Source organism: Hymenobacter negativus (assembly GCF_017571495.1).
Lineage (GTDB): Bacteria > Bacteroidota > Bacteroidia > Cytophagales > Hymenobacteraceae > Hymenobacter > Hymenobacter negativus.
In genome coordinates, this window is sequence record NZ_JAGETZ010000001.1 from 173,371 (window position 1) to 194,650 (window position 21,280).

Consider the following 21,280-nt stretch of genomic DNA (forward strand, 5'->3'; position numbering starts at 1 on the left):
TGCTAATCGGCAGGTCCAGCTTACCCACCAGTCCACAAGTAAAATACAAGCTGTATTTATTTGGCTTTTCTTCTTATATATTAGCCATTTATGATGTATAAATCACTGGCAAAGTGTCCTTTCCCTGCATAATTTAATAGGCTTTCTTTACTAACCCAATACGTCCCCTGACCGGGCCGTAATCCTTTCATCTCTTTTCATTTTTCCCATGAAAAAAGCAAGCATTTTTCTCGCCATGGTGACGCTGTTTTCCGGCTCCACCTGCCTCCCCGCCAACGCAGTAGGCCTAGCCACCACGGCCGTTTCTGTAAAAGCGGTTTACCCCGATAACGACTATTTTTTTGCAGGTCTCTATCAGGGGCGTGATTTTGTAGATGCGGCCGCTGCCACCTATGGCAAAGGAACGCCAGACTATTACGCAGCGGTAGATGCCGAAATCGCCATGGCTCAAGATTCAATGAACGGTTCCCCGAGCGGTTCCGATGACCAGTACTACTGGTGGGGCTATCGGACGGGTCTACAACAGCGGCGCTAGTTCATCCGTCCATTCAGTACACGAGTGCCTGAATAACAAAAGGTTCGACCTCAGAGGTCGGACCTTTTGTTATTCAGGCACTCGTGCTTTTAGCGCTGGTATGCCATGATGTTGCCCAGAAGGCACGTTATTCACCGGATAGGCTATCGCCCTAAGCCAGTAGTGCCCACAGTCGTTTACGCTGCCACCACACCAAAGCACCGAGCAGTGCTAGCCACCACCAACTGCTTAGCCATCTTTCTGTAGTAGTCGAGGCGACGGCGTCCAACGCTGTGGCGGCGGCCCCGCCTCGCTGCCCGGCTTTGGTGTTATCCGTGGCACTGCTGGCACCGGTGGCCACCGGGCCACTGGGCTTGGTGATGGTGGTGGCCACGCTGCTGGCACCCAAGGCCAGGCTGCTGTTTTTGACGTTGGTGGGCAGCACGCCAGCGCGGGCCAGGTTGGCGGCCTGGGCCTTCTGCCACTGCCGGCGCTGGCGCGGGGTGCTGCCGGCCGGGGCCGGCACCAGGTAGGCGGGCAACTTCGCCAGGGAGTCGAGCGGCGGCAAACAGGCGACTTCCACCGGCAACGGCTCGGTGCGGTTGAACACGTTGGGGCCGGTACCGGCGCAGCTGGCCAGGCTCAGAGAAACGGCGACGAAGAGGAGTCTCGTTGGCATGGGCCTAACTATCAAAGCGCGTGAGGTTGTACTTGCGAATGATGGCCATGAGCTTCTCCGGGTACTGGCTGTCGGTGGCGTAGCCGCACTCCTTGAGCAGGCGGGCTTCGGCCTCGAACGTATCGACCTGAAACAGGCGCTGGTAGCGGCTGAGCGTGCGGAACAACAGCACGCGGTCAGCAAACGCGGCTTCGGGCGTGGGGTACTGGCGGAACGCGGCCATGACGGTGATGAGTTTGCCGTTCACCTCTTCTTTGGTGGGCAGCGTCACCACCGGGCCGCGCCACTTGCTGCCAGCCTTCAGGCCGAAGAAGTTGTGGGCGCTTTTGGTCAGGCCGGATTCGCCCCAGCCACTTTCCAGGATGGCCTGGGCCAGGTTGATGGAGGCCAGCAGGCCGGTACCGGCGCAGGCTTTTTGCGCCGCAGGGGCGTAACGGGCAATAAAATCAGTGGGGGTCATAAACTATTCTCTCTCGGCTTCGCGCCGGCGGCGGGCCTTTTTGGCCAGGTTGAACAAGACGGTATGCACGCGGGTGTAGGAGGCCTGCTCGTAGGTGCCGTAAGTGCCCTGCTCGGCCAAATCGGCCAGCACCTCCAGCACCTGGGTGCCGTCGCCGGCCGGCTTGGGTTTGGGCACCGGGCCCTCGCCGGCGGGGGCGGCTTTTTTGAATAGGTCGGCGTAGGCCTGGTGGATGAAGCGCTCGGCATCGAGGAAGCGGTGCAGCACCACCATTTTCAGGGCAATGGGCAAGTCGACCAGCTCCAGGGCCCGGGCCTCGGCCAGCTTGGCGTTGTACTTCTCGCGGCGCTGGCCGTCCCAGGTCGGGTCGTTTTCGTCGAGCCCCGCCACCGCCGGCCGGCAGAGCGTGGCCACCAGGCTGTCGAGGGCCGTGAGTTGCGGGTTCTGGGGCTTGGCGAACTGGTGGAAGTAGACGCTGGCCAGCGCGTACTCCACCAGCACGGCATCGAGCAGCTTGGGTTCGGGCAGCAGGTAGGTGCGGCTGCGGTGCTCGAACTGCGTCAGGGCCGCGCCTTCGAGCTGCCAGGCCCAGCCTACCAGGGCGCACACGTCCCAGAGCTGGTCGGGCGTGAGCTTGCGCACGTCCTTATCGCGCAGCTTCGGGCACCAGGCCCGCACCACCGCCAGCCGGGCAGCTACGCTATCGTGGGCCAGGTGGGGGGCGGCGGCGCGCAGTTGCGCAGGGGTGGCTTCGCCCCAGTGTTCGGGCAGGAAATGGGGGCGGTTGTCGAGGCGAAAGCGAATCATGGGACGAGGGGACTAGCAGCGGTCGATTCTTCCGGTAGCGCCAGTGGCTCCGGAGCGGGCGTGGGCTCCTCCAGCGCGGTGGCGGCGGGCTTGGTGGCGGCTTCAGCGGCGGCCTCATCGGCGCGGGTGATGCGCTTGCTCAGCAGCGTGGCCACGTCGCCATCGACCAAATCGAGCTTGCCGAAAGAGATGATGAGGCGGCGCAGGTGCACGATGACGAAGGGGGCCATTGCCAGTTGCGAGAGGAAAAACAAGCCCGGCTCGTTGGCCGAAAACCCATGGGCAAAGGCCAGAATGACGGTGTAGGCCGCTAGGCGCAGCACCAGGTTACGCGGCACCAGGCGCTTGCCCAGCACCAGATTGTTGGTCAGCACGTCGAGCACCACCAGCACCAGCAGCAGGTAGTAGGTGTAGGCCGGCGACCACACGTGCTTTTCAATCAGGCCGCTCAGGCCGGCCAGCGCCACGGCCAGCAGTTCCAGATTCGGGAAACGGGGGCCCATCATCAGACCCAGAAGGTGGGCGAACCCGTGTTGTCACGCACCTGCACCGCCTGCGGGGCGGCCGTGGGCGTGAGCGCGTCGAGGTGGGCCACGAGCTTGGCCTGGTAGCGGTCGGCCGTGGCAATGGCCTGTTGGCTGAGCGCGGAAACGGCGGCCGGGCTGGCGGCCTGGCGTTCGCGGATGGCCTCGTTGTCGGTGAGCAGGCGCAGGCTGGCCCCGCTCAGGGCCACGCTCAGGCTGAGCACGCCCTGGGCGAAGGCCCGGTGGGCCAGCACCGGCCGTACCAGGCCCAGCAGCTTGGTGGTTTCGGGGCTGGGCTGCTCGCCGCCGGCCAGGCCCTCGCGCAGCTGCTCCAGCAGGTCCGCCCCCAACACGTCGCCAATCTCAAACTCCTCCACCTGGCGCAGCGTGGGCAGCAGGGCCAGAAAGAAGCGCCGGCTGCCGCCGGTGGCCACGTACTGGCCCAGCTGCGCGGCCGAGCCGATGAGCAGGCTTTTGCGGCTACGGTATTCACTCGAATCCAGCTCCTCGGCATAGTCGGCCGCGTGGGCATCGAGCCAGGCCAGGGCCACGTCGAGCAGCTTATCAGCCGAAGCGGCGGCGGCTTCCACGAAGTTATTGTAGACCCATTGGCGCGAGGGAGCGGCTTTTTCGGTCCTGGCCTCCACCAGGCCCAGGTCGCCGAAGCCCACGCTCAGGAACGGGGCGGCTTCGAGTACCACGTAGTAGGCCAGGGCGGCGCGGAACTTCTCGCGCAGGGCCACCAAGTGGGCCGGAGCCTCTTCCGCCGGCAGGTTGCCCAGCTGCGCCACCAGGCCTTCGCCCAGCACCGGCCCCAGGTGCAGCGCCTCGGCCTGGCCGATGAAGCTCAGCAGCGTGTCGGGCTCCAGGTTGCGGTGCACCGTGCCCAAGTGGGCTTTTAATTCGAGTACGTTATTGAATAGCATATACTTAGCGGATAGGCAGCTACTACATGGAAGAATTGACCACTTTCTGCTTGCCGGTCGGGTTGTCGGCAATCGTGGTGATGTCGATGTCCTCGAAGCCGAAGAAGTGGGCGGGGTTGAAGCCGCTGATTTTGTGGGCCGCCTGCAGGGTTTTGAGCAGGATTTTGCGCTTTTGCGGGGTGCGCAGGGCGATGTGCAGCTGGTAGCTGATGCGCTTCTCGCTGCCACTGCCGCCGAACTTGCCGCCGGTGTCGATGCCGGCCAGGCTCGGGTCGATGCCGTGGGCGCTGGTGTGGGCAATGTTGGCCTGGGTGTTGACCGAATCGTAAGCCTTGTCGCTCATCTTGTTCTCGATGGGCACAATCTCCCAGCCCGGCAGCGGCTTGCCGGTGGCGTCCACGGCGAACTTGCTCACGAAAGCCTTGTCGGCATTTTCCACGCCGCTGAGCATCTCGTTCATCGCCCCCATCAGCGCCAGCTCGGCTTCCTTGCGCTTTTCAGGCGTCTCACCAAACTGGTCGAAGTAGCCCTGCGGGATTTTGATGTGGTACTTGAGGTTGTAGCCGTTGTCGAGGCCCGAGTTGTGGAAGCGCGGCACCTTGTTGCTGACCTGCGTCCACATCTTCGAGCCCCAGTAAGGCGGCACGTCGTAGTACTTCTGGCCCGGCGTCCAGTCGCGGCCGTGCAGCAGGCACTCGCCGAACTTACTCGGGTTGAGCGGGTCGTAGGCCGGCAGAATTTTGGCCTCGTCGGTGCGGAAGTTGCGCCAGTCGTGGTGCAGGGCGTAGCGGTCGGGCCGGGCCTTGGTCGTGACCAGGGCCCGGGCCACCGTGGCGTCGAAGCTCTGGATGCCCTCCACGTAGTTTTTCGAGGCCAGCGAGAACACCGAGAAGTAGTTGGCGAAGCCTTCCAGGTTGTAGGCCAGGCTCTGCATGGTCGAGTCGCCGTCGATGGATTCGTACCACGCCTCCATCTCGGGGTCAATCACCGGCTCGACCACGATTTTGCCCTCGACCACCTTGCGGGTGAAGCAGCCGATGCGCGAGCCCAGCAAAAAGTCGCGGGCCGTGGTGATGAGCTGCGGCTTGAGGTGGTTGCTGTAAATCAGGGCCAGCATCTCCTGCGGTTGCAGGTTGTTTTTACCCCAGGGCGCAATCTTGAGCCCGCCGCTGGTCAGCGGCGCGGCCCCGTAGTTCACGTCCTCGGCCTTGTCGCTCTTGGTCAGCTCCACCAGGGCCTGCGCGCCGGGCAGGATGAACAGCCCGCCTTCTAATTCTCTAATTTCCCGTTTCATGGCTTAGGCATGTAGAATGCGCTGCCCGTTGAAGTGGGTGAGCAGGCAGATTTTGAGGGCGAAGGATTGGCTGGTTTCGCAGTCCACCAGTTGAAGCGTGCCCTTCTCTTTGACTTTGTAGCGGAAGCCGCCGCTGGTGGGGCTGGCCGCCGGGCCCACGCCCGAGAGGCCGCCCTTGCGGGCCGCGGGCTTGCGGCCCCGGGTGCCATCCGTTTTGAAGTACTGGAGCGAAAAGGCCCGGCCCTGGCCGTTCTCCTCGTGCTGGTCGATTTCGGCCAGCACCGTGCGTAAATGAATCCGTTGCATGGACTCAAATTGCCAGTTTCGCCCGCCGGCGAATAGGACGGAAAAATATTATTGCGTGTTTTCCACCTCGCCGTTTGAAAATCAGGCACAACGGCCGGCCGGCGGCCGTTTTTTTATTGCGTGACCCACGCGAGAGAGCGCGCCCTTTAGCGTTTGGCAATTGCCAAAACGGCAATTTTTGAGGAATATATGAACGGGGGTGCGGGGTGGGCCGGAAAGCAAAAACGGCCCTGACAATGGTACCAGGGCCGTTTATTGATTAATGCAGATGGCAATTGCCACTAGGTGCCGCTGGCCAGGTTAGTCACGGCCTAAGAAGTACACCGGCTCGTAGGCCTGGGCCTGACCAAAGAGGTGGCCGTACTTGCGGTACACGATGTTATCAAAGCAGTCCGAGAGGTGAGTCGCGCGCTCCTGGTCGATGCTGCTTTTCTCACTGTTCTTATTCTTAGTCCAGTCGGGATTGATGGGCGACTGCTGAATCGAGATGATGAGAAACTTGCACTTGTTGCGGTTGAAGCGCATCACAGGCAGGCGCGGGTTATTCTCGGCCAGCAGCTGGTTGATGGCAATGTGCTTGAGCCGATGGTCGGGGTCGAGGCCTTGCACCATGAGCGTGGACTTCCAGCCCCGGGCGGCCAGGCCCTGCTGGATGGTTTGGTAGAGCGTGAGGTTCGAGCCCACCTGCTTGTTGTTGCCGTTGCGGTCGCCGTAGAGGAGCAGTTCCTTGCGCTCGTGGCTTTCGTAGGTGTCGCAGAACTTCTCTACCAACGCATCGACTACGGTGGTGCTGCTCTGCTTGACCCACAGCGCATCGAGCATCCGGAACTCCATGCCGTGCTCCTGGCACAGGATGAGGGAGGTAAAGGCGGCGTTGAAGTCAAAGCTTAGCTCCAGTAAGCGTTTGGGGTCGCGGTCGCTATCAATGCTGAGGGTGAGCCCACTCTCATCGTCGTGGACGTAGGAGTAGGTTTTCCAAACGCCGTGCTTCTCCTCGTTAAAGCTGGGGTAGAACGAGTTGGGCAGCTTGGTGAGGCGCTTGTTCATCACCTCCACGTCCCACTCCAGGGGCGTCATGCCGTTGCGCAGGTCGCGCAGGTACTTCTCGCCCAGCACGTGCACGTTGTCGTAGGCCGTGGATTCAAGGAAAAAGTGGTTTTCGGGGTCTTCCTTGGCCAGGTCTTCGGTCTTGAACACCCACTGGCCACTCGGCAGCCAGGGCACGGACGTGTAATCGCAGAAGGTTTGGTGGTGCTCGTCGGTGAAGCGGTAGATATTGCCCCGAATCATCGGGCGCAGGATTTTATTGACGTGCTCCTCCTTCATCAGGGCCGACTCGTCGATGTGGCCGAAGTCGTAGTTGCCGCCCCGGGCCAGCTCCGCCCGGTCCATGCTCAGCAGCTGGATGGTGTAGCCGTTCAGGAAGCTAATGACGTTCTCGTAATTGCTGGGCGGCTGGTAGGGCTTAATCCAGTCGGCCGGCGGGCGCTTGCCCTTCACGTAGTGCCCAAAGCCGGATTTGGGGTCGTACTCGCGCAGGCCGTGGGCCTGCCAGGCCCCTTCCATTGCCGGCACTGTGTTACTGGTGAGCTGCGTGTACGTGAGGCCCGCCAGAAAGCCCTTGGCCCGGGGCAGGTAGTTCATTTCCACCCGCGTTTCGTGGCCGGCCACGGTGGTTTTGCCCGAGCCGCGCCCGCCCACGTAGCTGCGCCGCTTTTGCTTGGCGGCCAGGAATTGCCGCTGCTTTTCGTTGACGTAGATGCGCCGCCGCTGCTGCTCGTAGTTGCTACGCTTCATCGCTCACGTCCTCAAAATCGGTGTCTTCGGTCATTTCCTGCTCGCGCAGCACGGCCGGGTCGGTGCTGAAGTCCATCGGCACCGGAATCAGGAAGGCCTTGGGGTCGAGCACCGTCTTTTCGGCCTCGAACAGGCCCAGCAGCTTGTCGGCGTTTTCCTGGGCGCGAATGGCCGCGCCGATGTCGCCATTCTTGCGGGCCAGGTTGCCCAGCAGCTTGTAGTTCTCGTGGGAAATGACACGCTGGCCCTTTTTATCGACTTCCTCGATGCTGCCGTACAATTTGATGCTGTCGCGCACGATGGCATAGAGCTGCGGCTGGCTCAGCTCGTATTCCTTCTCCAGCGTGGCCAGCACCTGGTTGCGGCCAAAGCCCAGGCAGAGCAGGCCGTGGGCCTTGCGGTACTTGGCCAGCATTTCCAGCTCGTCGGACTTGAGGTCTCCGCCGTCCATCAGGTGCGAACGGTATTTATCGAGCTTATCGCCCTTTCCAAGTTTTTTCATAAAAAGCGGGATTGCCACTTAAGTAGCAATCCCGCTTAAGGCACCAGTAGGACGGAAATTAGCGCTTACTTTAGCCTGTATATGAATGGCTGTTTACCTGAACGTACCACTAGCACGCGATCTTACACCTTTCTGCTTTTTGCCTTGTTACATCACTAATGAGTCCATCCATCGAAACCATCCTCCAGCAACTGCGCCAATTTCGTGACGAGCGCGACTGGGCCCAGTTCCACAACGCCAAGGACTTAGCACTGGCTTTGAGCATTGAAGCAGCAGAGTTAAATGAACAATTCCTATGGAAAACAGCCGAATCAGCCAATCCAACTAGGGTTCGGGAAGAGTTAGCGGATGTACTGCTCTATGCGGTGCAGCTGGCGGATAAATACGGCTGGAGCATTGAGGAGCTGATGCACGAGAAGATCGCCTGCAACGCAGAAAAATATCCTGTCAGCAAAGCAAAAGGAACGGCCACTAAATACGACGAACTGTAACCATGATTGTCTACCAGAAAACGAAGCAGGAGTATTTAAAAGATATCCGAACCAACGCGATTGATACACTTATCCTCGAATTAGTGAAAGAAAAACTAAAACACGGGGTCGGTAAATCACAACAACTCGCGTGGAAGCATTCACTGCAGACCATGGCTGTATTGCTGGCGGATCCCGAAATTCCCGCGGACTGCGGGATCTGTATTGAATACAAAATTCCGTACAGCGGCAAGCTGATTGATTTTATGATTACTGGTCGACAAGGCGACATGGACCATGTAATCATCGTCGAACTCAAACAGTGGACAAAGGCCTTCGCAACGGACAAGAGTGGGCTTGTGCGAACCCGTTTTGAGCACGGAGAACAGGATGTCGCTCACCCATCCTATCAGGCATGGTCCTATGCCGCTTTATTGGAGGACTTCAATGTCACGGTCCAAGAGGAAAACATCCAGTTGCATCCCTGTGCTTACCTGCACAATTATGTGCAAGACGATGTGCTTACCAGCGAAGCATATACTGACTATGTAGCCCTAGCTCCTATCTTCTACAAAGAAGATGGCGAAAAATTTCTGGAATTTATTAAGCAGCACATCACGAGTGGCGACAGCACGGGCATCATGCAACGCATCGACTCGGGAAAGCTGCGGCCCAGTAAGAGTTTGGCGGACAGCCTGTCTTCGATGCTGGGCGGCAACCGGGAATTCGTCCTCGTGGATGAGCAGAAGGTCGTGTTCGAAAATGCCTTCAAACTGGCGTTGCAGGCAAACCCAGATCGAAAGAGGGTCCTAATAGTACAAGGAGGACCTGGCACCGGCAAATCATTGGTGGCCATTAACTTGATGGTAGCGCTGACTCAAGAGCGACAAGTCGTGCGGTATGTCACCAAGAACAGCGCGCCGAGGGATGTCTTTCAATTGATGCTACAAGGCACCCTGAAGAAGAACCGCATAACAAGCATGTTTTCGGGCTCTGGGGCGTTCTATAATACGGAATCGACCGTCTTCGACACCTTGATTGTGGACGAGAGTCACAGATTAAATGAAAAGTCAGGTCTGTATGGCAATTACGGATCAAATCAGATCAAGGAGCTTATTGATGCAGCCAAGGTCACGGTCTTCTTTATTGATGAGAAGCAGCGCGTGACGTTGAAAGATATCGGCAGCAAAGCCGAAATACGGCGATTAGCAGCAGCGGCCGGTGCAGAAGTCGAAGAGTTGCACTTGCTGTCCCAATTTCGTTGTAATGGATCAGATGCTTATCTGAATTGGCTGGATGAAACGCTCGGACTTCCTACGCTTGAAAAACAGGAAGCAGTACCCCTCGGATTTGATTTCCAGGTGGTAGACAGTCCGAATACGTTACGGGCCATTATTGAAAACAAAAATCTAGAACGAAACAAAGCCCGGTTAGTAGCCGGATATTGCTGGACGTGGCCGAACAAAAAGAAAATCATTGATGGGATCTACGATGTGGTAATACCAGAGCACGACTTCGCTATTCGGTGGAACCTAACCCGGGACGGGGGGTTGTGGATTCTGAATCCTGAATCAGTGAAGGAGATTGGCTGCATCCACACCTGTCAAGGATTGGAGGTAGATTATGTTGGGGTTATTGTAGGGCCCGATTTTATTATTCGCAACGGGCAGGTCATTACCGATGCCAATAAGCGGGCAAAGTCGGACATGACAGTACGTGGTCACAAGAAGATGAGCAAGGCCCGGCCCATTGAAACTACCGCGTTGCTAGACGCCATTATCAAAAACACCTATCGCACGCTCATGACCCGGGGCATGCTTGGCTGCTACGTCTACTTCACGGATAAGGAAACAGAACTATTCTTCCGGGAGAAGCTCGCAAGCGTCCCAAGTGCAAAGGCAGTAACTACAGCATTGGCTTGATATCTGAAGCTGCGTAGAGGAGTAATACCCGCGTTCGAAATTAGTTTTTTTCTTAAAGGATCGTCATCCACGAGAGGGCCTAGCGGCGCTCGTGCACGCGCTGCCGGTGATGGGTCTAGCGCGGCGACGGCCGCGGTGCCTGTTGAAAGTGAATAGGCGGCGTGCACATGGCGAGCCCTAGGCTCAGCAGCAGCCGACTCATGCCTGCGGCAGCGCCAACTGCATATCCAAGTGGGCCAGTTCTACGCCCATCTGTGCGATTTTCTGCTCCAGCTCGGCTTTCTTGGCCTCCGACGCCGCCTTGGCCAGCTTGCCTTTGGTTTTGCTCAGGTTCGAGCGCAGGTTCTGGCGGTCTTTGGCCAGCTGAGCGCGGTCAATCACTGGCGCGGCTTCCGCAGCGGGCTGCTCAGGAGCCACCGGCTCACCAGCCACCAAGCGGCGGCGTTTCTCGGCCAGGGCGTTGTACTGGTTTTGCAGGCACAGGATATCGCCCACCACGCGGGGCCCCTCGCCCTCGGGCAAGTCGGCCAAGCCGTTGCTCAGCTGGCAGCGGTGGTTGTAGAGGCCCTGCATGAGTTGGGTAATGGCGTCCACGTCGGCCTTCACGGCTTCGGTCACGGCTTCTGGAGCGGGCTGCTCTGCTGGGGCTGTTGCCTTCGAAGCGAAGTCCGGCGAGGGGGCTACGTCCTCCGCATTGACGGGCAACGGCACCGCGCCCTGCACGTTCTGGGCGAAGTGATTCAGTACTTCGGCCACGTCCTGCAAGCGGCCCTGGCAGCCGATTTTAACCAGCTCGTAGCGTAGCTTTTCGCGGTTGCTGGTGGATTCCTTGCGCAAAAGCAGGTTGACTAGGGTGCGGCGGCCGCCGTGCTCCTGCAGCAACAGCACGCCGGTGCGGTAGTCGGCATTGGCCCCGGCTTCGAGCCAGGTAATCACATTGTTGAGGGGGTGTTCCATACGCGGAAAGCTTGAAATTCAGGTTGGTTGAAATCAAAGCTATCCGCGTGGGTAGGCGGTCCGTAGGACGGAATTAGGCCTCCCCGAGCAGGTCGCGGAAGGCCTGCACGGCCTCCAGCTGGTCCGAGATGGCCAGCCAGGTGAAAGGCTCCAGCGCCTGGTTGGTTTCGAACAACTGTTGCTGGCCTTCGTGCAGGTACTCATCGAGCAGCGCCCTCAGCGCCGTGAGCATGACCTCCGCCCCTTCCGTGTAGTCTTCCAGCCCGTCATCAAGCGCGGCTTGCAACGCCTCGTTGGCCTGGGCACGCTGCACTAAAAAGGGTGCCAATTGCGGTAATACGGACAGGGTGAAACGGGAAAGCGACATGGGATGCAGGAAAAGCCAAACAGCCCCGCCCGGTCGGGCGAGGCTGTTTGGCTAAGGAATAAAACACGAACGATAAATCAGTTATTTCACGGCTTAAGCTGTCGCAGCGGCCGCGATGGCCTTGGCCGCAGCTGCGGGCGACTTCTTTTTCAGGATGTGGGTCTTGCCCTCCATCCGCTCGGCCAGCTCGTCCGTGATTTTGTCGAGGGGAATGGTGCGGCCTTCAAAATAGACACCCTTGAGCTTGTCGGTGTTTACCAGCTCATACTTGGTCAGTGCCATGAGTTGAGTGAATTAGGTGAGAAAATTGATTGCTTGGCCCGCCGGCCTGGCCGCGACTTAAGAACCGGAGCTGGCCTCGAGCAAGGGGATAGCGGCCGTGTAGTAGTAGGGCACGTGGGTAAACCCTTCGCCCGAAAACTTGAAGTCCGTGCCGTTCTTGTCGCCGCCTTTTTTGCCCGACTTGTAATCGTGCTCGAACTTCACGCCGCGCCGCTCGTCGCCGACGATGCGCAGGTTGCCGTTGCTGTCGCGGCCAATCACCACGAAGTCGCCGTTGAGGGCGGCCTGAATCACGGCATCGGTCGAAGCTGCGCCCCGGGGCACGTACACGTTCAGCTCGTGGGTGATGCTTTGGTTGCCGGCGTCACCGCCCGATTTGTGGTTCACTTCGCCCGAGTCCTGGGCAAACTCCCACTTGGCAAAGCCGCAGCCGGCCTTGGGCACAATGGCCGTGGCAATGGTCACCTTGTCGGCGCCAGCGGCCGGAAAGGTTTCAATGTCGCGCCGGCGAATCACGTGCAGGTCCGTGAGGCCGCCCGGGTTGGGGCAGTCGTCGAGCACAATGTCGGTGATGGGCACCACCACGCAGGCCAGGGCGCTGCCGCCGGTGCCAACCATCAAGGTGATAAAGGCCGCACCGTGGGGCACGTAGGCCGCCACGGCCTGCGCCTGGGCGGGAAAGTGGTTGATGGCCATGCCCACCAGGGCCAGCAAAAAGGTGCACACGCTGAGCACCGAAAGAAATTTTTTCATGAGGAATAAGGGAAGTAATAGCGGCTTTGCTAAAGAGTGAGATGCTTCGCAACGGGTGAGCGGATAGTGCCACGGGCAGCGGTGGCCACGTGGCCACCGCTGCCCGTGGCTTAGGATGGGTCGGGCTCCGCTGCCTCAGCGGTGATGAAGTCGTGGCCGGCTTCGAGGGCTGCGTCGTTGCACCACACGTACTCGGCAATGCTGAGGTCCGGTGCGGCCTGGAAGTCGCACATGATGTCGATGTTGCGCTTGCTCTTCTCGATGATGAACGAGTTGGGGCCACCGCCCAGCGGGCCGGTCAGCCACACCAGGTTTTCGGCCGGCGTGACGATAACGCCGCCGGTATCGGCCAGGCCGGGCTCGGGCGTGATGGTGATGGTCGTGCCGTCAATTGTAGTGTGCGAGAAGCCCCCAGTGTTGCTGGTATTGCCGCCGAAGGTATTGCGGTAGTCGCGGTTGTAGAACGTGGCCGCGCTGGGCTCGACCAGCATCACCAGGTTGCGGTTGCGCATGTGCGAGGGCACCTTGTCGCTGATGCCTTCGAGCTGGTCGATGGCGTTGGTCTGGGTAATGGGCGCACCGGCGAAGATGTTGCCGGCCGGCACCACGCCCGCCTTGGAGAGCAGCGGCAACAGGCCGTCAAACACGCGGTTGGCGGTTTTCTTGTCCTTGTTGTACACGCCCTTGAACACGGCGTCGAGGTGCATTTCCTCCTTGGCCCGCTCGGCCAGCTTGTCGATGATGTACTGCTGGAATGGCACAGCGTACACGTCGTTCTGCTTGCTCTTGGCAATGCGGCCCAGGTAGCCCTTCCACATGGCCAAGATGTCGGAGGGCTTCAACGTGTAGTCGATTTTGCACTCGCGCACCTTGCCGATGCGGGTTTTGAAGCCCACCGTGCCCTTGGGGTCGAACGTGTCCTTGCCACCGGGCTGGAGCACGCTCGTCACGAACATCTGCGTCAGGTTCATCTCGTCGGTCACGTCCGGAAACAGGCCCATGTAGCTGAGGAACGACTGGCCGGAAATGAGAATCAGCGAGAGCAGCTGCTCTGTCTCGCGCAGGGTGTAACCCTGCATCTTAGCGGGCAGGCCCGAGAAATCAATAGCTTGGGATGACATAATAAGTACGCCGTAAAGCGAATGGATAAAAAATGAGATTTAACTACTTGGTACTGGGCGGCCTACTTGGTGCCGGTGCGCTTCTTGGCGCTGGCAATGGCCGAATCGGCGGCCACTTCCCACGAGGCTTTGGCCTCGGGCTGCTCGTCGAGGTGGTTGCTGTCGTCTTCCTGGCGGCCGTCCGTGGCCTGCTGGTTTTTCTTCCACTGCTCCAGCGTGGCCACCTTGTCCTGCTCCGCCTTCAGGTCGGTGCCGGCTTTGGTCAGGTTGTCGGTGGCCGTTTTCAGGTCGCCCTGGGCGGTGGCGAGTTCACCCCGCACCGTGGCCAGGGTTTCTTCGGCGGTGGTTTTGGCTTGCTCCAACGAGGCAATTTTGTCCTCGGCGGATTGCAGGTTGGCCTCTGTCACCGCGTCGGTGCCCGACTTGAGGTTGAGGAAGCCTAAGACTTTGGGAAACTTGATGTCCATGCTTGGTTAAAATTTTGGGTGAATGATGAAGCGGTATTGCCCGCCCACTCGCCCGATTGGGCCAGCTGCGCGGCTTTGTTGACGGCATCCTGCAGGGAGCCAATGGCATCGACCAAGCCGTGTTTTTTGGCATCGCTGCCCCGGTACACCTTGCCGGTGAACACGTCCTCTTTGGTCGAAAGCTTGCCGGCGCGGCCGCGCTCGACGGCCGCGATGAACGTCTCCCCTATCTGGTCGAGGTCGGCCTGCACGGCGGCGCGCACGGCGTCGCTGAGCGGCTCCACCGGGTTGAGGCGGGCCTTGTCCACGGCCCGGGTCGAGCGCAGGATTTCGACCTTGTAGCCGTTCTTTTCCAGGTAAGCTTCCTGGTTGATGCTCATGCAGAGCACGCCCAGGCTGCCGGCGTAGCCCGTCGAGGCGGAATTGAGGAAGATGTAGGCGCACTGCGAGGCAATCCAGTAGGCAGCGCTGGCCACCAGGCCGTCGCCGTAGGCCACCACGGGCTTGCCGGCGTTGCGAATGGCCTGGGCAAACTCTTCGGTGCCATCGACCTGCCCGCCGGGGGAGTCGATGTCGAGCACGACGGCCGATACTTCGGGGTCGCGCAGGGCGGCGTTGAGCATGCCCACCAGGTCTTTGGTGCCCAGGGAGCAGTAGCCGCCGCGCTTCTGGATGGTGCCCTGCACCGGAAGCACGGCCACTTTCGAGCCGCTGGTGTTGGCAGTGCCCGGGCGGGCGGCGGCGCTGGCCCCGCCAGCCAGCAGCTGGCCGATGCCCGTGGCCAGGTTCAAGCCGTGGCCGGCGGGCTTCACGTCGAGGCCGGCCAACTCTCCCGATTGGGTAATCCACATCGCGGGGTAGCCCTCGGCCATGTGCGAGTACTTCCAGGGCTTGGCTTCGCTGGCATCCAGCGCCGGCAATCCCTGCTCGAGGCGGGCGAAGATGGCCGCCTTGGCAATGGAATAGAACTTGGCTTCGAGGGCCCAGCAGGAGCTGGAAAGCAGGTCGTACATAGGAACACCGCTTAAGGGGCGGTGTACAATGTTCGCCTTTTGGCCGGCCGGCCCATAGGACGGAAAAAGCCCCCACTCCACGGGAGCGGGGGCCAGGAGGGTCAGCGGTTGCCGAGCCAGAGCAGCACGGCTAGGATGAGCAGCGGGCCGGCCAGCACCTTGAGCCCGTCGAACCAGGTGCGCCGCATCAGGCGAACTTGCTAAAACGCGGGTCCTGGTCGGCCTGGGCAATGAAGTCGCGCACCATGCGGCCGATAACCAGGGGCTGGTGGTGCATCATCCAGCGAAACGCATCGCCTTGCAGCGCCACCGGCTCGGGTGCCTGCTCGAGCAGTTGCGCCCACTCCGCCGCATCCCGCTCGCCTTGCAGGTAAAGAATTTGCCCATTTCGCGGGTCCTCTTCATCGGCCGGATTGAAGTACACCGCGCATTCGTTGTCGGCGCGCAGGGTGACCGGATAATCGGCAAAGCCCCGGCCCAGCAAGCGGCTGCCGTACTCCCCGGCATGGGTGGCGTAGAGTTCCACCGTCAGGCCAACGAGCACGAGCAGGTGCTTGGTCGCCGGGTCTTGCGCCACGGAGAGGGTCACCCAGCGGGCTTTCTGCTTGACGGTCGTTTCCTGAAAAACGCGGTCGGAAACCGGCACTTCAATAAATTCGAGGGGAAGGGCAACGAACATGATTTAGAGCTTGAGAAGGTACACGTAAGTGAGGATGGCGTCCTGCATGCCGAAAAAGGCGAATTGGCATTGCCCGGACGGCACGGTAAAGTCGAACGCTTTCTCGCCATCCGAGGTCATGAATTCGTTCATCACCTGCGAGCCGATGGGCGCCTGCGCGCTCAGGCTGATGGTGCCCAGGGTCAGGGCTGCCACGCCAATGATGGCGCGGTAGGTGCCGGCCGCGAGCGTGAGCACCTGGTAGAGCGCCGCGCCGCCCGGGTTGCCGCCCACGGTGGCCGCCTGCCCATTGCCCACGGTGATGCCGTTGCCCCCGTTGGAAACGAGCCAGGCCGTCGAGTCGGTGAACTGGCTGTTGGGCATCAGGTTGCCGATGGGCGGGCCGGTGTAGTTGACGCGGTACGCCAGGTTCCGGCCCACGGCAAGGCCGGCGGCAAGCCCGTCAAAGAGCAGGCTGCTGCTCAGCGCCGTATCGATGGGCGTAACGCGCAGCATCAGCTCCGCGCCCAAGGCCAGGCCATTGCTGGGAATGGCAGCGATGTCCGCGCTGAGCGCCGTGAGCAGGGCAGCCAGTTCTGCCGACGTGGAATTCGCACTGTAGCGAATCGTGCCCGCCAGCCAGATATCCGCCCGGGCCGGGTCGCGGTAGTTGACCTGCCCGCTCAGACTGGCAATGTTATCGAGTTTTTTCAGGGCCAATGCCCCGGGCGCGGCGTCGAAGAGGAACGGGCCGAGGGTGCGCAGCCCCTGCGTGGTGTGGCCCTGCGTGCGCAGGCCGATGGCCGGGCCCGAACCCCCGTTCCCACCAGTCCCACCGTTCCCGCCATCGGTGCGTCGCAGGCTGCCCCGGCGCACCACCTCGAAGCCGGTCAGCGTGACCTTGATTTCCACCCACTCCTGCGGCCCCAGTTGCAAATCCGGTTCCCCGTCGATGGGATATCCGGTGGCCGTGTCGAGCACCTGCGTGACCTGGCTCACGCTCAGGTTGCGCAAGTGAATCAGGCGCCCCACCTGGTCGGCGGTGTGCGTGGCCCCCAGCCCAATTTGCGGGAAATCCGTGAGGGCATACGCCCGGCCGGCGAGGACCTGGTAGCCGCTCATGTCCGCATTGTAAGTCGCCACCACTTCGGTCACAAAGTCACTGGCCGTGGCCGTCACCGCCCCGGTGCCCACTTGCCGCAGGCCCTGCCCGACCCTGATGGTGCCCGCAGTAGTGGACGTACCCACCGGCAGTACGATGTTGCCGGTGATGGGGTCGGGCGTCACGCTGTTGACGCTAACCACCGTGCGCTTCAGCGTGTCAGCCCCCAGGTCGTAGGTGTAGGTGCCGGCGCTGAAGACGGCCAGCGCATTGTAGGCCACGAGCATGCCGGCCGTTATCCCACCGGCACTCCAGTTGTTGATGTTGTCGAAGCGGGCGTACACGCTGCCCCCGCCGGGCCGGCCGGTGATGGCGTAGAGCTTGGTGGGAATCGGCGGCGTGTCGGCAAAGCGGGCCAGCAGGTTGGCGTAGCTGACCTGTTCGGGGCCCGTGGTTTCCACGTAGCCGTTGTGCACATTTGCCCGCACCTCTTCCCCATCCAGCCAGCCGGAATTGGGCAGGCGGTTGCTTTCGGTGCCGACCAGCTCCACGTACCGCTCGTTGCCGAAGTTCACGGCGAAGCGCCGGCCGGCACTGGCCTGAAAGTCATCGTCCATTCCCACGGCCTGCGCCAGGGAGATGCGCTGGAAGTAGGGCGGCACGGTCACGGCCGGTACGTCGGTGGCGTTGACGTGCTCCCAATGGGCATTGCCGGCCTTCAGCGTGGGCGGGGCGGCGGGGCCGTTGGCCGTGCGGGTGAAGAATTGCCGCTCGTTGGCATCGCTCACGTAGCCCCGGCGCAGCTCGCCGACCTTGTAGGCGTAGCCGGCGGGGTCTTCGGAAAAGTCCCGCACCCCGGCCCCGGCTTCCGAATCGGCCTCGAAGCTGGCCGGCACCGTGTCATTGTACGCAATGCTGCCCGTGCGGTACACCCGCAGCGGCCCTTGAGGGTCGTACACCGGCCGCAGCATGACGCCGTAGCCCAGGGTGGGGTGAAACTCCACCCAGCACGGCGTGTGCAGGCAGAGCAGGGCCTCGTCCACGTCTTCCAGGCAGTTGCCGCCGTACTGGTCGGCCGCCAGCTGGGCGCGGGTCAGGAAGCGCGTGTACTTCGGCGCGCCGGGAATGCGGTTGGTCACCCAGGCCGAGAGCTGCTGGCGCGCGTCGCCAATTACTTCGCCCAGCACCTGGCGCATGTCGGCCGGCGTAATGTCGCCGGTGGTGTTGTCGTTGATTTTATCGACAATCAGGTCAAAAACCGCGTTGGGGTCGTAAGGCATCAGCTAAAGCCAAAATTGAAACCGGCCGACCAGGCCCGGCGGGTGGCGGGCGGCACGAATTCCTGTTCCAGGTAAAAGGGGGCCCGCACCGGCAGCACGCCGGTGAAGGTGAAATCGAGGCCGTTGCGGTCGGGGCCCTTCTTGCCGGTGGCCGTGTCCACGGCCAGCTTCAGGGGCCACTCGGGCGTACCGGCCAGCTTGGTGCGGCCGTTGCCGTCGAGGAAGGCCACCAGGTAGCGGCCGCCCGCCAGGCGCGCCACGGCCTCGCTCACGTCGGGCGCGTCGCCGGCAATCACCAGGCCGAGCTTCACTTTGTAGAAGTCGCCTTGGGCGTCGTCGTTGCCCTCCTCGGTGTAGCCGGCCGAATCGAGCAGGAAATACAGGTCCGCGTAATTGGCGGGGTCGAACAGCTCCAGCGCTGCCGGCACCACGCTGGCCACCGGCGCGGGGTAAGCGCGCACGTTGCCCACCGGCCACAGGCGCACGGCCCGCACGCCGCCGATGTTAAAGCCGCACGGGGGCGGGATGGAGCGCACCGGCAGCATCAGCGAATCGTCAGGCTAATGGTATCGAAGCCCAGCAGCTGGTGCATCAGCTGCTCGAAGGCCTCCACCGACTTGTAAATCTTCGCGCCGGTGGGTAGCTTGGCCAGGCCCACCAGCACGCAGGCGTCCGAATCGGCCGGCTTGGTGCCGCAGTGCATGCGCACGCCCCAACTCGCCGGCACGTGCTCACTGACCAGCAGGGGCATGAGCTTGCGAAACTTCGGGCTCAGGTTGAGCAGCACCTGGTACACGTCAGCCGGGATGGCCACGCCGACGCGCTCCAGGGTGTAGCAAAGAAATTTTCCGTTGAGATAGAGTTCGCCCAGGATGCCGCCGTGGGCCGGCGCGTGGCGGTGGAGTTGCAGGTCTGCGTGCTTCATGCCGCCAAGAAGGCCGATTGGCCGGCCGGGTAGTAGGCCGCAGGCCAGCGGCCGGTTGCCGGCTTCCCCCTGGCAATTGCCACCCCGGCAACCGGCCCCGGGCAACCAGGCCCCGACCTCCGGCCCCGGCGCTCCCCCGGCCCCTCGGCGGGGCGTGGGCCGAAACTGGCAAAAGCTGGGCCGGAACTGGCAACTTTATTTTTACGCCAAGCGGCCCCTTTTTGCCCCGTTTCCGTACTCCTTCCCCCCTTCCCGGAACTCCCTACACGCGCACCAGCTCCACGGCCACGGGCTTGGTCAGCGGCAGCGTGGCCGAGGCCTTGCGCACCAGGTACACCACCCCGTCGAGGCGCACCTTGCGGGCCAGGTCGAGCTGGGCCAGGCCAGCGGCGGTGAGCGCCAGCGACTGCTTGATGACCGTGCCGCGCAGCTTCACCGCCAGCCAGGCGCGCAGCAGCGTTTCGTAGGTGCCCGTGGGTCCGTCGAGCAGCGTGGTGAGCTGCCCGCTGGCGCTGGTCGCGCCCAGCTGGGGGTAGACCCAATCACCGGCCGGCACCTGCACCACGGGCTGAAAGCCGCAGTAGAAGAGCAGGCGCAGCTCGGCCGAGCGGCTGCCTGCCTCCGGATTGCCGGCGTTAAAGCCGACCTGCGACATCGCCGGCAGCGCCTGCGTGGGCAGGGGCGGCAAGACCGGTGGCGGCGGGTTGGGCAGGCTCTGGCAGGCCGTGGCCAGCGTGGGCAAGTAGCAATGGCCTTGCTCCAGCAATTCGCCCCCGCCGTTGAGCGGGATGGTGCGCAGCCCCGGGCACAAATACCCCCAACTCACCGTCGTCAGCGGCCGGCCGCCTGGTACCGGCGTGCTGGTGACGGTGCTCTGGTAGAAGGCCTCCTGCTGCCGCACCAGGCGGGGCCGCAGCTGCAGCGCTGTGAGGGGCCAGGTAGTGGGCAACTCGGCCACCGTTTCCACCGGCTCGCCCTGCTGGTCGGGCCCGGGCAGCTTCGTGGCCAGCCCCTGGGTCAGGCCGTCGCCCTCGTCCCCATGGGGGGCCAGCGTGACGCCGAGCAATTCGCCCGTTTGCCGCTCCGGTCCGGCAACGAGGCACGCAGTTAAGTCCAGCACGTCGGGGCTGGCCACCAGGTCCGCTAGCAGCGCCGTGCGCACCCGCTGGGTGGCCGCGTCGAGCAGCAGCACCAGGCCAAAGCTGGTGCGCAGCTTTTCCAGCAGCTGGGCCACGGTGAGGTCGGGCACCACGTCGGCCAGGTGAAAAGCCACGTGGGTGTCGTCGCCGCGGTCGAAGACTTCGGCGTTGCTCACCAGCACCAACTCGCCCCACTCCCCGGGCAGAAACTGCCCATCGTCGATTCCAAATCCCGTTTCCTGCAGCACGCTGCGCAGCAGAAACCGCAGCCGGGGCCAGGGACAGCACGGCAGGTCGGTTTGGCCCACCGTGTCGAAGGGCAGCACCTCGTATTGGCCATCGGCCGTGTAGAGGCCGATGTCGTTGTTGAAATAGGCAAACGAGCCGGTAGCGGGCACGTCCACCAGGTTTTGCAGGGGCGTGAAGAAATTCACCACGAACTGGCCGGGGGCCGGGTCGTTGTCGCCCCGCTTCCCCACCGCGCCGCGAAAGTCGTCGTTGCGCACGGGGGCAAACACGTAGTCATACGCTTCGGGGTGGCGCATCACCTCGTTGGCGTGGTGCATCAGGCCCGGCAGCTGGAACGTGCTGGGCGTCGCCCCGGGTATCTCCACCGGCAAATAGCGCGGCACGCTGCGCAGCCCGCCCAACTCGAAAGAATGCAGGGACCGCTCGCTGAGGGCGGTGGCCGCCGCGCTCAGCCCATCGGCCAGCGTGATGCTGTAGCTCGTGGCCGAGGCCGACTTCAGCCGCTGGGTGCCGCGCAGCAGCGCCTGGGCTTCGTCGGCGAGTTCCGCCGGCAACACCGCCCCGGGCTCGGTGGCCGAGTCGGGCCGCTCGGGAAAACCGTACAGCGGCCCGTTGGGGCCGGCCGGGATGGTGAACGAATACGTAAAGGCACCGCGCAGCACGGCCTCGTCGAACAGGGGCGAATTGCGCTCCAGTTGCACCGTCGTGCCGGGGCTGAGCCACACGCGGCGGCCGGCGCTGGTTAAGTCGAGCATAAGGCAAGCAA

24 protein-coding genes are annotated in these 21,280 nt (G+C 62.2%); 3 read left to right on the forward strand and 21 right to left on the reverse strand.

From position 1 onward, the window contains the following. The first annotated feature begins 208 nt into the window (after positions 1 to 208). On the forward strand, positions 209 to 535 hold the full coding sequence (locus J4E00_RS00690; protein WP_208173082.1) for a hypothetical protein: 327 nt from the start codon (positions 209 to 211) through the stop codon (positions 533 to 535). Between the two features lie 151 nt (positions 536 to 686). Here the strand turns inward: J4E00_RS00690 and J4E00_RS00695 are convergent, their stop codons facing one another. From J4E00_RS00695 to J4E00_RS00735, 9 genes are all read right to left on the reverse strand, one after another. Continuing rightward, positions 687 to 1,193: a hypothetical protein gene (locus J4E00_RS00695; RefSeq protein WP_208173083.1), complete on the reverse strand. Its 507-nt coding sequence runs from the start codon at positions 1,191 to 1,193 to the stop codon at positions 687 to 689. 4 nt (positions 1,194 to 1,197) lie between these two features. Next, entirely contained in the window at positions 1,198 to 1,653 is a 456-nt protein-coding gene (locus tag J4E00_RS00700) for a glycoside hydrolase family 73 protein (RefSeq protein WP_208173084.1), read from the reverse strand. 3 nt (positions 1,654 to 1,656) lie between these two features. Further along, the gene (locus tag J4E00_RS00705; protein WP_208173085.1) at positions 1,657 to 2,460 is read right to left on the reverse strand and encodes a hypothetical protein; all 804 of its coding nucleotides are present in this window, start codon (positions 2,458 to 2,460) and stop codon (positions 1,657 to 1,659) included. Next, the gene (locus J4E00_RS00710) at positions 2,457 to 2,966 is read right to left on the reverse strand and encodes a hypothetical protein (RefSeq protein WP_208173086.1); all 510 of its coding nucleotides are present in this window, start codon (positions 2,964 to 2,966) and stop codon (positions 2,457 to 2,459) included. The genes J4E00_RS00705 and J4E00_RS00710 overlap by 4 nt, the downstream gene beginning before the upstream one ends. Then, complete coding sequence (locus J4E00_RS00715) at positions 2,966 to 3,910, reverse strand: DUF6712 family protein (protein ID WP_208173087.1); 945 nt, start codon at positions 3,908 to 3,910, stop codon at positions 2,966 to 2,968. Before J4E00_RS00715 ends, J4E00_RS00710 begins: the two co-directional genes overlap by 1 nt. Before the next feature lie 22 nt (positions 3,911 to 3,932). Then, on the reverse strand, positions 3,933 to 5,204 hold the full coding sequence (locus tag J4E00_RS00720) for a hypothetical protein (protein WP_208173088.1): 1,272 nt from the start codon (positions 5,202 to 5,204) through the stop codon (positions 3,933 to 3,935). Positions 5,205 to 5,207: 3 nt separating this feature from the next. Beyond that, positions 5,208 to 5,510: a hypothetical protein gene (locus J4E00_RS00725; protein ID WP_208173089.1), complete on the reverse strand. Its 303-nt coding sequence runs from the start codon at positions 5,508 to 5,510 to the stop codon at positions 5,208 to 5,210. A 300-nt stretch (positions 5,511 to 5,810) separates the two neighbouring features. Further along, complete coding sequence (locus tag J4E00_RS00730; RefSeq protein WP_208173090.1) at positions 5,811 to 7,307, reverse strand: terminase large subunit domain-containing protein; 1,497 nt, start codon at positions 7,305 to 7,307, stop codon at positions 5,811 to 5,813. Next, on the reverse strand, positions 7,297 to 7,809 hold the full coding sequence (locus J4E00_RS00735; RefSeq protein ID WP_208173091.1) for a hypothetical protein: 513 nt from the start codon (positions 7,807 to 7,809) through the stop codon (positions 7,297 to 7,299). Before J4E00_RS00735 ends, J4E00_RS00730 begins: the two co-directional genes overlap by 11 nt. A gap of 158 nt (positions 7,810 to 7,967) precedes the next feature. Here J4E00_RS00735 and J4E00_RS00740 point away from each other — a divergent pair, with 158 nt between their 5' ends. Beyond that, positions 7,968 to 8,300 carry a nucleotide pyrophosphohydrolase gene (locus J4E00_RS00740; protein ID WP_208173092.1) on the forward strand — a complete coding sequence of 111 codons (333 nt, stop codon included), beginning with the start codon at positions 7,968 to 7,970 and terminating at the stop codon, positions 8,298 to 8,300. Between the two features lie 2 nt (positions 8,301 to 8,302). Then, on the forward strand, positions 8,303 to 10,201 hold the full coding sequence (locus J4E00_RS00745) for a DUF2075 domain-containing protein (RefSeq protein WP_208173093.1): 1,899 nt from the start codon (positions 8,303 to 8,305) through the stop codon (positions 10,199 to 10,201). Between the two features lie 198 nt (positions 10,202 to 10,399). Here J4E00_RS00745 and J4E00_RS00750 read toward each other — a convergent pair whose 3' ends face one another. The 12 genes from J4E00_RS00750 to J4E00_RS00805 form a co-directional block, all read right to left on the reverse strand. Next, a complete protein-coding gene (locus tag J4E00_RS00750) occupies positions 10,400 to 11,158 on the reverse strand; it encodes a hypothetical protein (RefSeq protein ID WP_208173094.1) in 759 nt (252 codons plus the stop codon). A gap of 73 nt (positions 11,159 to 11,231) precedes the next feature. Further along, a complete protein-coding gene (locus J4E00_RS00755; protein ID WP_208173095.1) occupies positions 11,232 to 11,525 on the reverse strand; it encodes a hypothetical protein in 294 nt (97 codons plus the stop codon). A gap of 93 nt (positions 11,526 to 11,618) precedes the next feature. Continuing rightward, a complete protein-coding gene (locus J4E00_RS00760; RefSeq protein WP_208173096.1) occupies positions 11,619 to 11,807 on the reverse strand; it encodes a hypothetical protein in 189 nt (62 codons plus the stop codon). Between the two features lie 57 nt (positions 11,808 to 11,864). Further along, positions 11,865 to 12,560 (reverse strand): hypothetical protein, encoded by a 696-nt coding sequence (locus J4E00_RS00765; RefSeq protein WP_208173097.1) that lies wholly within the window; start codon positions 12,558 to 12,560, stop codon positions 11,865 to 11,867. A gap of 110 nt (positions 12,561 to 12,670) precedes the next feature. After that, positions 12,671 to 13,681 carry a hypothetical protein gene (locus tag J4E00_RS00770; protein ID WP_208173098.1) on the reverse strand — a complete coding sequence of 337 codons (1,011 nt, stop codon included), beginning with the start codon at positions 13,679 to 13,681 and terminating at the stop codon, positions 12,671 to 12,673. A gap of 62 nt (positions 13,682 to 13,743) precedes the next feature. After that, positions 13,744 to 14,148 carry a hypothetical protein gene (locus J4E00_RS00775; RefSeq protein ID WP_208173099.1) on the reverse strand — a complete coding sequence of 135 codons (405 nt, stop codon included), beginning with the start codon at positions 14,146 to 14,148 and terminating at the stop codon, positions 13,744 to 13,746. Further along, positions 14,121 to 15,161 (reverse strand): S49 family peptidase, encoded by a 1,041-nt coding sequence (locus J4E00_RS00780; RefSeq protein WP_208173100.1) that lies wholly within the window; start codon positions 15,159 to 15,161, stop codon positions 14,121 to 14,123. Before J4E00_RS00780 ends, J4E00_RS00775 begins: the two co-directional genes overlap by 28 nt. Positions 15,162 to 15,348: 187 nt before the next feature. Then, a complete protein-coding gene (locus J4E00_RS00785) occupies positions 15,349 to 15,840 on the reverse strand; it encodes a hypothetical protein (RefSeq protein ID WP_208173101.1) in 492 nt (163 codons plus the stop codon). 3 nt (positions 15,841 to 15,843) lie between these two features. Next, a complete protein-coding gene (locus tag J4E00_RS00790) occupies positions 15,844 to 18,201 on the reverse strand; it encodes a hypothetical protein (RefSeq protein ID WP_208173102.1) in 2,358 nt (785 codons plus the stop codon). Continuing rightward, a complete protein-coding gene (locus J4E00_RS00795; protein WP_208173103.1) occupies positions 18,201 to 18,746 on the reverse strand; it encodes a hypothetical protein in 546 nt (181 codons plus the stop codon). Before J4E00_RS00795 ends, J4E00_RS00790 begins: the two co-directional genes overlap by 1 nt. Next, positions 18,746 to 19,126, reverse strand: a complete 381-nt coding sequence (locus J4E00_RS00800; protein WP_208173104.1) for a DUF5675 family protein — start codon at positions 19,124 to 19,126, stop codon at positions 18,746 to 18,748. The genes J4E00_RS00795 and J4E00_RS00800 overlap by 1 nt, the downstream gene beginning before the upstream one ends. A 262-nt stretch (positions 19,127 to 19,388) precedes the next feature. Beyond that, positions 19,389 to 21,269, reverse strand: a complete 1,881-nt coding sequence (locus J4E00_RS00805; RefSeq protein WP_208173105.1) for a hypothetical protein — start codon at positions 21,267 to 21,269, stop codon at positions 19,389 to 19,391. Positions 21,270 to 21,280 lie beyond the last annotated feature (11 nt).

Bases quoted from the DNA above. Each gene is read 5' to 3' on its own strand.
- J4E00_RS00690 (WP_208173082.1), top strand. From the start codon at position 209: ATGAAAAAAGCAAGCATTTTTCTCGCCATGGTGACGCTGTTTTCCGGC.
- J4E00_RS00695 (WP_208173083.1), bottom strand. From the start codon at position 1,193: ATGCCAACGAGACTCCTCTTCGTCGCCGTTTCTCTGAGCCTGGCCAGC.
- J4E00_RS00700 (WP_208173084.1), bottom strand. From the start codon at position 1,653: ATGACCCCCACTGATTTTATTGCCCGTTACGCCCCTGCGGCGCAAAAA.
- J4E00_RS00705 (WP_208173085.1), bottom strand. From the start codon at position 2,460: ATGATTCGCTTTCGCCTCGACAACCGCCCCCATTTCCTGCCCGAACAC.
- J4E00_RS00710 (WP_208173086.1), bottom strand. From the start codon at position 2,966: ATGATGGGCCCCCGTTTCCCGAATCTGGAACTGCTGGCCGTGGCGCTG.
- J4E00_RS00715 (WP_208173087.1), bottom strand. From the start codon at position 3,910: ATGCTATTCAATAACGTACTCGAATTAAAAGCCCACTTGGGCACGGTG.
- J4E00_RS00720 (WP_208173088.1), bottom strand. From the start codon at position 5,204: ATGAAACGGGAAATTAGAGAATTAGAAGGCGGGCTGTTCATCCTGCCC.
- J4E00_RS00725 (WP_208173089.1), bottom strand. From the start codon at position 5,510: ATGCAACGGATTCATTTACGCACGGTGCTGGCCGAAATCGACCAGCAC.
- J4E00_RS00730 (WP_208173090.1), bottom strand. From the start codon at position 7,307: ATGAAGCGTAGCAACTACGAGCAGCAGCGGCGGCGCATCTACGTCAAC.
- J4E00_RS00735 (WP_208173091.1), bottom strand. From the start codon at position 7,809: ATGAAAAAACTTGGAAAGGGCGATAAGCTCGATAAATACCGTTCGCAC.
- J4E00_RS00740 (WP_208173092.1), top strand. From the start codon at position 7,968: ATGAGTCCATCCATCGAAACCATCCTCCAGCAACTGCGCCAATTTCGT.
- J4E00_RS00745 (WP_208173093.1), top strand. From the start codon at position 8,303: ATGATTGTCTACCAGAAAACGAAGCAGGAGTATTTAAAAGATATCCGA.
- J4E00_RS00750 (WP_208173094.1), bottom strand. From the start codon at position 11,158: ATGGAACACCCCCTCAACAATGTGATTACCTGGCTCGAAGCCGGGGCC.
- J4E00_RS00755 (WP_208173095.1), bottom strand. From the start codon at position 11,525: ATGTCGCTTTCCCGTTTCACCCTGTCCGTATTACCGCAATTGGCACCC.
- J4E00_RS00760 (WP_208173096.1), bottom strand. From the start codon at position 11,807: ATGGCACTGACCAAGTATGAGCTGGTAAACACCGACAAGCTCAAGGGT.
- J4E00_RS00765 (WP_208173097.1), bottom strand. From the start codon at position 12,560: ATGAAAAAATTTCTTTCGGTGCTCAGCGTGTGCACCTTTTTGCTGGCC.
- J4E00_RS00770 (WP_208173098.1), bottom strand. From the start codon at position 13,681: ATGTCATCCCAAGCTATTGATTTCTCGGGCCTGCCCGCTAAGATGCAG.
- J4E00_RS00775 (WP_208173099.1), bottom strand. From the start codon at position 14,148: ATGGACATCAAGTTTCCCAAAGTCTTAGGCTTCCTCAACCTCAAGTCG.
- J4E00_RS00780 (WP_208173100.1), bottom strand. From the start codon at position 15,161: ATGTACGACCTGCTTTCCAGCTCCTGCTGGGCCCTCGAAGCCAAGTTC.
- J4E00_RS00785 (WP_208173101.1), bottom strand. From the start codon at position 15,840: ATGTTCGTTGCCCTTCCCCTCGAATTTATTGAAGTGCCGGTTTCCGAC.
- J4E00_RS00790 (WP_208173102.1), bottom strand. From the start codon at position 18,201: ATGCCTTACGACCCCAACGCGGTTTTTGACCTGATTGTCGATAAAATC.
- J4E00_RS00795 (WP_208173103.1), bottom strand. From the start codon at position 18,746: ATGCTGCCGGTGCGCTCCATCCCGCCCCCGTGCGGCTTTAACATCGGC.
- J4E00_RS00800 (WP_208173104.1), bottom strand. From the start codon at position 19,126: ATGAAGCACGCAGACCTGCAACTCCACCGCCACGCGCCGGCCCACGGC.
- J4E00_RS00805 (WP_208173105.1), bottom strand. From the start codon at position 21,269: ATGCTCGACTTAACCAGCGCCGGCCGCCGCGTGTGGCTCAGCCCCGGC.